This window comes from Klebsiella sp. 10982 (assembly GCF_048589245.1).
Lineage (GTDB): Bacteria > Pseudomonadota > Gammaproteobacteria > Enterobacterales > Enterobacteriaceae > Klebsiella > Klebsiella quasivariicola.
This window is the reverse complement of record NZ_JBMAXV010000004.1, coordinates 253,507-262,444: the sequence shown is the minus strand read 5'-3', so window position 1 is coordinate 262,444 and position 8,938 is coordinate 253,507. Positions and strand designations below refer to the sequence as shown.

General features: G+C 56.8%; 10 protein-coding genes. 9 read left to right on the top strand and 1 reads right to left on the bottom strand.

Annotated elements, in window-relative coordinates; translation table 11 throughout:
- Positions 1-21 precede the first annotated feature (21 nt).
- Both ACKLKD_RS05655 and ACKLKD_RS05650 read left to right on the top strand, forming a co-directional pair.
- A complete protein-coding gene (locus ACKLKD_RS05655) occupies positions 22-441 on the top strand; it encodes a translesion error-prone DNA polymerase V autoproteolytic subunit (RefSeq protein WP_025714019.1) in 420 nt (139 codons plus the stop codon).
- Between the two features lie 2 nt (positions 442-443).
- Entirely contained in the window at positions 444-1,709 is a 1,266-nt protein-coding gene (locus tag ACKLKD_RS05650; RefSeq protein WP_087806051.1) for a Y-family DNA polymerase, read from the top strand.
- Between the two features lie 6 nt (positions 1,710-1,715).
- Here the strand turns inward: ACKLKD_RS05650 and ACKLKD_RS05645 are convergent, their stop codons facing one another.
- Positions 1,716-2,621, bottom strand: coding sequence for a LysR family transcriptional regulator (locus tag ACKLKD_RS05645; RefSeq protein ID WP_087806049.1), 906 nt, complete (start codon positions 2,619-2,621; stop codon positions 1,716-1,718).
- Between the two features lie 167 nt (positions 2,622-2,788).
- On the opposite strand from ACKLKD_RS05645, the gene ACKLKD_RS05640 reads away from it, so the two are divergent.
- The 7 genes from ACKLKD_RS05640 to glnQ all read left to right on the top strand — a co-directional run bounded on the left by ACKLKD_RS05640 (position 2,789) and on the right by glnQ (position 8,934).
- Entirely contained in the window at positions 2,789-3,538 is a 750-nt protein-coding gene (locus ACKLKD_RS05640; protein ID WP_025714016.1) for an SDR family oxidoreductase, read from the top strand.
- 217 nt (positions 3,539-3,755) lie between these two features.
- Complete coding sequence (locus tag ACKLKD_RS05635) at positions 3,756-4,613, top strand: MurR/RpiR family transcriptional regulator (RefSeq protein ID WP_087806047.1); 858 nt, start codon at positions 3,756-3,758, stop codon at positions 4,611-4,613.
- 128 nt (positions 4,614-4,741) lie between these two features.
- Positions 4,742-6,070 (top strand): aspartate aminotransferase family protein, encoded by a 1,329-nt coding sequence (locus ACKLKD_RS05630; protein WP_087806045.1) that lies wholly within the window; start codon positions 4,742-4,744, stop codon positions 6,068-6,070.
- The gene (locus ACKLKD_RS05625) at positions 6,067-6,621 is read left to right on the top strand and encodes a carboxymuconolactone decarboxylase family protein (RefSeq protein ID WP_025714013.1); all 555 of its coding nucleotides are present in this window, start codon (positions 6,067-6,069) and stop codon (positions 6,619-6,621) included. The genes ACKLKD_RS05630 and ACKLKD_RS05625 overlap by 4 nt, the downstream gene beginning before the upstream one ends.
- A gap of 127 nt (positions 6,622-6,748) precedes the next feature.
- Positions 6,749-7,501 (top strand): glutamine ABC transporter substrate-binding protein GlnH, encoded by a 753-nt coding sequence (gene glnH, locus ACKLKD_RS05620; RefSeq protein WP_087806043.1) that lies wholly within the window; start codon positions 6,749-6,751, stop codon positions 7,499-7,501.
- Positions 7,502-7,552: 51 nt separating this feature from the next.
- Positions 7,553-8,209 (top strand): glutamine ABC transporter permease GlnP, encoded by a 657-nt coding sequence (gene glnP, locus ACKLKD_RS05615; protein WP_025714011.1) that lies wholly within the window; start codon positions 7,553-7,555, stop codon positions 8,207-8,209.
- 2 nt (positions 8,210-8,211) lie between these two features.
- Positions 8,212-8,934, top strand: coding sequence for a glutamine ABC transporter ATP-binding protein GlnQ (gene glnQ / locus ACKLKD_RS05610; protein WP_025714010.1), 723 nt, complete (start codon positions 8,212-8,214; stop codon positions 8,932-8,934).
- Positions 8,935-8,938 lie beyond the last annotated feature (4 nt).

Here is an 8,938-nt window from a genome sequence, read left to right as displayed (position 1 = left end):
ATTTATGTGGTGGGTTAAAAAATGAACTTTTACACGCCGGTTGAGCTACGTCAGATGGTCTCCTTTCCCTTTTTTGCCGACCTGGTGCAGTGCGGGTTTCCCAGTCCGGCTCAGGACTATGTCGAGAAGCGAATCGACCTCAACGAACTGCTGGTGCAGCATCCCAGTGCGACCTATTTTGTCAAAGCCGCCGGCGACAGCATGATCGATGCCGGCATTGACGAAGGCGATCTGCTGGTGGTGGACAGCGCACGCAAAGCGGAGCATGGCGATATCGTGATTGCCGCCGTCGGCGGCGAGTTTACGGTAAAAAAGCTGCAACTTCTGCCGCGGGTGCAGCTTAACCCGATGAACCCGGCCTATTCGCCTATCGTGGTCGGCCGCGAGGAGACGCTCGATATTTTCGGCGTCGTGACCTACATCATCAAGGCGGCGGGCTGATCATGTTCGCGCATTGTGATGTGAACGCCTTCTATGCGAGCTGCCAGACCGCCTTCCGGCCAGACCTGAAGGGGCGGCCGGTGGTGGTGCTGTCGAACAACGACGGCTGTGTGATCGCCCGCTCGCCAGAGGCGAAGCCGTTTGTGAAAATGGGCGAACCCTACTTTAAGCAGAAGGCGGCGTTTCTTCGCCACGGCGTCGTGGCGTTCAGCAGTAACTATGAACTGTATGCCGACATGTCCAGCCGGGTGATGGCCACCCTGGAAGAGCTGGCTCCGCGCTGCGAAATTTACAGTATCGATGAGGCCTTTTGCGATGTCAGCGGCGTGCGCCATTGCAGAGATCTGACCGACTTTGGCCGGGAAATCCGCGCCACGGTGCTACAGCGCACCCATCTGACGCTGGGCGTCGGGATCGCGCCGACCAAAACCCTGGCGAAGCTGGCCAACCACGCGGCGAAGCAGTGGCAGCGGCAGACGGGCGGGGTGGTGGACTTATCCTGCCCGCAGCGCCAACGGAAGCTGATGGCGCTGCTGCCGGTGAGTGAAGTCTGGGGTATCGGGCGGCGGATCGGCAAAAAGCTCGAAGCGATGGGGATCGGTACAGTACTCCAGCTGGCGGAGAGCGATATCCGCTTTATCCGCAAGCATTTCACGGTAGTCCTCGAGCGAACGGTACGGGAACTGCGCGGCGAGCCTTGCCTGGCGCTGGAGGAGTTTGCCCCCGCTAAGCAGGAAATTATCTGCAGCCGCTCGTTCGGGGATCGCATTACGGCCTATGAGGATATGCGCCAGGCGATTTGCAGCTATGCCGCGCGGGCGGCAGAAAAGCTGCGCGGCGAACATCAGTACTGCCGGTTTGTTTCCGCCTTTGTCAAAACCAGTCCCTTTGCCCTGAATGAACCCTATTACGGCAACAGCGCCTCGCTAAAGCTGCTGACGCCGACGCAGGACTCCCGGGATATTATTGCCGCGGCGACGAGCTGTCTGGATGCTATCTGGAAAGCGGGGCATCGCTATCAGAAGGCCGGCGTGATGCTCGGTGATTTCTACAGCCAGGGCGTCGCCCAGCTGAATCTGTTCGACGAGCTTGCTCCACGTCAGAACAGCGCCAGGCTGATGCAGGTTCTCGACCAGCTGAATGCGAAAAATGGCAAGGGCGCGCTTTATTTTGCCGGCCAGGGGATCCAGCAGCAGTGGCAGATGAAGCGGGAGATGCTATCGCCGCGCTACACCACGCGATACGGGGACCTGCTCCGCGTCAGATAACGCGCGCTATCCCCGTACCGCGGCCGGAAACACTGCCGCCAGCCAGTCAATAAAGACGCGGAGCCGGGGCGGCACGTGCCGGTGCCGGGCATAGATGACGTGAAAGGGATAGGGGGCCGGGCGCCAGGCGCTGAGGATCTCCACCAGTTCACCACTCGCCAGCGCCGGTTTCAGCGAATAGGTAAACGTCTGCACAATGCCTAAGCCCGCCTCGCCAGCGGCAATATGCGCGTTGCTCTCATTGATGCCGAGATGGGGCTCTGTCTTCAGCTCGGTGCTGACGCCGTGACGCGTAAAGCGAAACGGAAACGCTCTGCCGCTGGCCGGCGACAGATAGCTGATGAGCCGGTGGCCATGATGGAGTTCATCCGGCGAGGCGGGGGTGCCGTAGCGTTGAAGATAGCCAGGAGTGGCGCAGGTGACCAGCGTCGCCTCGCCGATTTTACGGGCGATCAGCGTCGAGTCTTCCATCGGACCGCCGCGGATGGCGCAGTCAATATTACCGCTGATGAGGTCCGCAGGTTTATCGGCCACCTGCAAATCGATACGGATATCCGGCCAGGAGGTCATAAAGTCCGCCAGTAGCGGGATCAGCACATCGCACGCGGTCGACCCGCCGATAGCGATCCGTAGATGGCCCTTCGGCTTATTGTGGGTGGTATTGAAAGACGCGTCGATCTCTTCCAGGTCTTCCAGCAGGCAGCGGGCTTTTTCATAGTACTCCCGTCCTTCCGGCGTCACGGTAATACGCCGGGTGGTACGCTGCAGGAGGGAAACCCCCAGGTGCGCTTCCAGTTGCTGGATGGTTTTGCTGAGCGTGGCGTTGGGCATATCCAGCGAGTCCGCGGCGCGGGTAAAGCTGCCGGCTTCGACAACGCGGGTGAAGGCTTTGAGGGCTGAAAACCGATCCATTATTCGCTGTATCCTGGTTAGCGGGCGTCCATTATCCACGGAGGGGAAAAGTGTTTTTCAGATTAGGCCATTTTTCCGCCTCACTGAGGCGATTAGAGTGCTTTCCATACCCGGCGGGGCGCTTTCGCGAACCTGGCCTGTTTATACTCTAACCAAGGAAATGCACCATGAGCAAAAAACTTGCGGATAAAGTGGCGTTAGTGACTGGCGGCAGCACCGGTATTGGCCTGGCGTCGGCGAAAGCGCTGGCGGAGCAGGGCGCGAAGGTGTATATCACCGGCCGCCGTCAGGACGCACTGGATGCGGCGGTCAGTTTTATCGGGCCCGCCGCCCGGGGGATCCGCGCCGATGCCAGCGTGTTAAGCGACCTTGACGCGGTATTTGCGACCATTGCCGAAGAGTCCGGCCGGCTGGATGTGTTGTTTGCCAATGCTGGCGGCGGGGATATGCTGCCGCTCAGCGCCGTTACCGAAGCGCACGTCGACCGAATTTTCGCCACTAACGTACGCGGGGTGGTGTTCACCGTTCAGAAAGCGCTGCCGCTGCTCACCGACGGCGCCTCGGTGATTTTGACCGGCTCTACGGCGGCGGTCAAAGGGACGGCTAACTTCAGCATCTATAGCGCCAGTAAAGCCGCGGTACGCAGCCTGGCGCGCTCCTGGGCGCTGGAGGTTAACGATCGCGGGATCCGCATCAATGTGGTTAGCCCAGGGCCGGTGCGTACTCCGGGTCTGGGAGGACTGGTGGCGGAGGCGGATCGTCAGGGCTTGTTCGACGCCCTGGCCGCGGACGTACCGCTCGGGCGGCTGGGCGAGCCGGAGGAGATTGGCAGGACGGTGGTGTTTTTAGCGTCTGACGAGTCGAGCTTTATTAACGCCGCAGAGATCTATGTCGATGGCGGACTGGCGCAAATCTGAGTGCAGTCTGTCGCGGCAAGGGTCTCAGCCTGGACGGCTGGTCAACGACCAGCGCGGTGTTATTGTCGTGAGTCACCTTAAGCACCTCGGCTGATGGACTGCGCCGGGGGGCTGATTGTCAGTTTCAGTGGCGTGGTTGCGGCGCTGAGTGGACCTATAGAGTCTTGATCTCAAATATGATTAGATAGCTTTCACGTAAAACCAGTAAGTAGCGGCCATGAATCTCAGGGAAAATATTATTAATGAATTTGGCAAGTTGTCGCCCGAGCTGCAACGCGCCGCCGAGTTCTCACTGCAAAATGCCAGCCAGCTGGTGGTGCTATCGATGCGTGCCTTCGCGGCGGAAGCTGGGGTAAAACCGGCGACGCTGCTGCGTTTGGCGCAACGGCTGGGCTACCGCGGCTGGAGCGAGCTGAAAAGCGATTTTATTGACGATCTGGGTTTGCGCGATGATACATACGTATCAAAAGCGGAAAAACTGATGGCCCGCGGGACGCAAACACAGCTGTATCAAGAGGTCTTTCAGGCACATCAGGCGAATCTGGCCTTTACGCAAAATGAAAATACGCAGGAGATGGAGCAGGCAGTGACCTTGCTCGATAGCGCGGAGAATGTCTATATCTGCGGATTCCGCGCCAGCTTTCCGATCGCGTGGTCGCTGTTTTATGTCTATCGTCTGTTCAACCGGCAGGTATCGTTAATCGATGGCCTGGCCAGCAATATCGAAGTGTTCACCCGTGAGCTGACCGCCCGGGATTGTGTTTTACTGACCAGTTTTGCGCCTTATTCACGCGAATCACTGGATGTTTTACAGGCAGCCCGACAGGCAGGGGCGAAGATCCTCGCCATTACCGACTCGCCGGTGTCCCCCTTAGCGCAGGCGGCAGACTGCACGCTGCTGTTCTCTATCGATAGCCCGTCGTTTTTCCCTTCCGTGGTCTCCGGTATGGGGCTGGCAGAATGCTTGCTGGCGATGCTGGTGGTGCGCCACGGCCGCGATGCGGTGAGTAAAATTGAAAATGCCGAACGCTACCTTATCGAGTCCGGCGCCTACGTGTCCCCCGGTAAATCCTGATAAATGATTCAAATGTATCTGATATAAGAATAATGGATGCATTTATATCTTTATTTCGTTGACGTGATCCAAATGGATCCTGCAAGATACGCTCAATTAATGTCGCGGATTCAGGAGCCGAACCCAGTATGAGTCATGTCATTCACCGCAGCCTGCGTAGCACGCCGATGGTCGCCTCACGCGCGCAAGGGGCCTATATCTTTGATGCCCAGGGCAAACCGTATCTCGATGCCTGCGGCGGGGCCGCCGTTTCCTGCCTCGGGCACGCGCATCCTGATGTGCTGGCGGCGATGCACCGCCAGATCGATCAGCTGGCCTATGCGCACACCAGCTTTTTTACCAGCGATGTCGTAGAGCAGCTGGCCGACCATCTCACGCGCACAGCGCCTGGCGAGCTGAACTACGCCTACTTTGTCTCAGGCGGGTCCGAGGCAATAGAGACGGCGCTGAAGATGGCGCGGCAGTACGTTGTGGAGATCGGCCAGCCATCGCGCACCCGCTTTATCGCCCGTAAACAGAGCTATCACGGCAATACGCTGGGCGCGCTGGCGGTGGGCGGTAACGAATGGCGCCGTCGTCAGTTTGCCCCCTTATTAATGGATGTCATCCGCGTCTCAGCCTGCAACGAGTACCGCGATCGCCGGGCTGACGAGACCCAACAACAATATACCGAGCGTCTGCTTAATGAGCTGGAGCAAGCCATCCTTGAGGCCGGCCCGGAAACGATTATCGGTTTCTGTGCGGAAACCGTCGTCGGGGCGACGACGGGAGCCACGCCGCCGACGCCGGGGTATCTGAAAGGCGTGCGCCGCCTGTGCGACAAATACGGCATCCTGTATATCGCCGATGAGGTGATGTGCGGTATGGGGCGGACCGGGACGCTGCATGCGTTTGAACAAGACGACGTAGTGCCCGATTTAGTGGCCATCGCCAAGGGACTCGGTGGAGGCTATCAGCCGATTGGCGCGGTACTGGCGAGTGAGACTATTGTCGCCGCGCTGAAGGCAGGCAGCGGGTTGTTCCAGCATGGTCACACTTACATTTGTCATGCTACCGCCGCGTCGGCAGCCCTGGCGGTGCAGCAGGTGATTGCGCGCGATAATTTGCTGGATGCCGTCAAACAGCAGGGCGCCTATCTGCAGAAGGCCCTGCGCGAGGTGCTGGGTGAGTTACCGCATGTCGGCGATACACGCGGACGCGGCCTGTTTGCCGGCGTCGAGCTGGTGCGCGATAAAGACGACAAAACGCCGTTCGATCCTGACCTGAAGCTGCATGCGGCGATCAAAGCACACTGTATGGCGCGTGGACTGATGGTCTATCCCATGGGCGGCACGATCGATGGTCAGTATGGCGATCACATCCTGATCGCACCGCCGTTTATCATCACCCCGGCGCAGATCGACTTTGTGGTCGATACCCTGGAGAGCGTGATCCGCGAAGAGACAGGGAAATTATGATCAATCGTTTACCGCCCCTGGCGGAACAAGAATGGGACGACCAGCAACGTCAGTTAGCGGAAGAGATTATCAATGGGCCGCGCGGCGCCTTGCTGCCGCCTTTTGAACCGCTGCTGCGTAGCCCTGAGCTGATGGCGCATGCCCAGCGCATGGGGGAGTACCTGCGTTATCGCAGCGCGCTGGGCCAGCGTCTTTCTGAACTGGTGATTTTGCTGACCGCACGGCACTGGTCACAGCCGGTTGAGTGGGCGATCCATGCGCCAATCGCACGTGAGAAAGGCATTTCTGCCGCGGCGGTGCGGGCGATTAAGCAACAGCGCCCGCCAGACGATCTCCGGCCCGATGAGCAGGTGATCTATGACTTTTGTCAGCAACTGCATCAACAGCAAAAGGTCAGGGATGATACCTGGCAGCAGGCCATTGCGTTATGGGGCGAAAAGGGGGTCGTGGATCTGATTGGGATAAACGGTTATTACAGTTTTCTCTCGATGGTGATGAACTGCGCCCAGACGCCAGCACCGGATACCTCTGACTCGCTGTTTTCTGAATAAGTTATCGTTTTAATTCGGGCGCATAATCCTGCGCCCGGCATATCCGCGCTTATTATTGGTTTTTCCGGCGATATATTTCGCAGGTTGACGTTCGTTGTAGGCTATTTCACTGACGCTGAGGGTAATTATGACTGGATTATTGAATAAATTAAAACTCACACTGGCATTGGTTATCTGTTCAGCCAGTTTTGCTACCGCCGCCCAGGATAAAATAACGGTAGGTGTCGATACTGCCTTTGTTCCATTTGAATTTAAACAAGGCGATAAATATGTCGGGTTTGATATCGATTTGTGGGACGCCATCGCGAAGAAAATGCATATCAGCTACGAATTAAGGCCGATGGATTTCGGCGGCCTGATCCCCGGTCTGCAGTCGCGTAATCTGGATGTGGCGATGGCGGGAATAACCATTACCGATGCGCGTAAACAGGTCGTGGATTTCAGTGACGGGTATGATAATGCCGATCTGTTAATGGCCGTGAAAAGTACTGACAATACTATTGTTAAATTCAGTGATTTGACCGGGAAAAAAGTCGGCCTTAAGCAGGGGACGGCGGCGGCCAGCTTTATGAAAAGCAAATATAAAGCGAATTATATCGAGTTCCCGAACATCGATAACGCCTATCTTGACCTGCAGGCCGGTAATCTCGATGCCGTCGTTCACGATTCGCCAAATGTCCTTTACTACGTGAAGACGGCGGGTAATGGCAAGGTCAAATCCACCGGTGAGACGGACAGCATTCTGCCACAGCAGTATGGCTTTGCGATGCAGAAAAACAGTAGTCTGACGCCAAAAGTAAACCAGGCGCTGCAGGCCCTGCGTGCCGATGGCACCTACGATAAGATTTACGTTAAATGGTTTGCTAAGCAGCCGAAATAACCCTGCCAGGTCGGCGCGATCCGACCTCATATTTTCTTGACGGGTACAATGATGAATTTTGACAGTCGCTATATTTGGGAAGCATTACCGCTGCTGATGCAAGGCTTGCAGCTGACGCTGATTATTTCGTTAACAGGGTTGTTGGGCGGGTTAATTATTGGTTTGCTGGCGGGGACCTGCCGCGCATTAGGCGGTAAAATAGCCAAAACGGTGTCGCTGGTGTTTGTCGAATTAATCCGCGGAACGCCTATTATGGTGCAGGTGATGTTTATCTATTTCGCCCTTCCGATGGTATTGCCGGTGCGTATTGACCCGGTCCCCGCCGCCATTATCACTATTGTCATTAATTCCGGCGCTTATATTGCCGAGATCACCCGGGGCGCGATTCTGTCAATCAATAAAGGATTTAAAGAAGCCAGCCTGGCGATGGGACTATCGCCGCGCAGTACATTATGGCATGTCATTATGCCGCTGGCTTTTCGGCGAATGATCCCGGCGTTAGGCAATCAGTGGATTATCAGTATAAAAGATACCTCGCTGTTTATTGTCATTGGCGTGGCGGAATTAACCCGCCAGGGACAAGAGATTATTGCCGGTAACTTTCGTGCGCTGGAGGTGTGGACCGCGGTGGCGATGATTTATCTGTTGTTGACATTGTGTCTGAGCTTCCTGCTGAAACAACTTGAGAAAAGGATCCATATTTTATGAGCATGGTTGAATTTAGCGCGGTGGCGAAAAACTTCGGCGCCACTCAGGTACTGCACGATATCAATTTAAAGATTGAAGCGGGCGAGGTGGTGGTGATCATTGGCCCCTCCGGCTCGGGAAAATCGACCCTGCTGCGCTGCATTAATAAGCTGGAGGAGATCTCCTCGGGCACGCTGCTGGTGGCGGGCATGCATATTACGGATCCGCACGCCAATGAGTGTGATATTCGCCGCGAAGCCGGTATGGTGTTTCAACAGTTTCATTTGTTCCCGCATCTGACCGCCCTGGAGAATGTCATGTTCGGTCCGGTTCGCGTACGTAAGCAGAGCAAGGCCGCGGCGCGGGAGCAGGCGCTGGCATTGCTGGACCGCGTGGGTCTGCGTGAACGCGCTAACCACTATCCGGCGCAACTCTCTGGCGGTCAGCAGCAGCGGGTGGCGATTGCTCGCGCCCTGGCGGTGAAACCCAAAATGATGTTATTTGATGAGCCAACCTCCGCCCTCGATCCCGAACTGCGGCATGAAGTGTTAAAGGTTATGCGCTCGCTGGCCGAAGAGGGCATGACAATGGTGATTGTGACGCATGAGATTGGCTTTGCCAGAGAGGTCGCTTCCCGGTTGATCTTTATCGATGGCGGCACCATTGCCGAAGATGGTTCACCTGAGGTGCTGCTCACAGCCAGCAGCAATCCGCGTCTGCAAGAGTTTTTACAACACGTATCCTGAACAT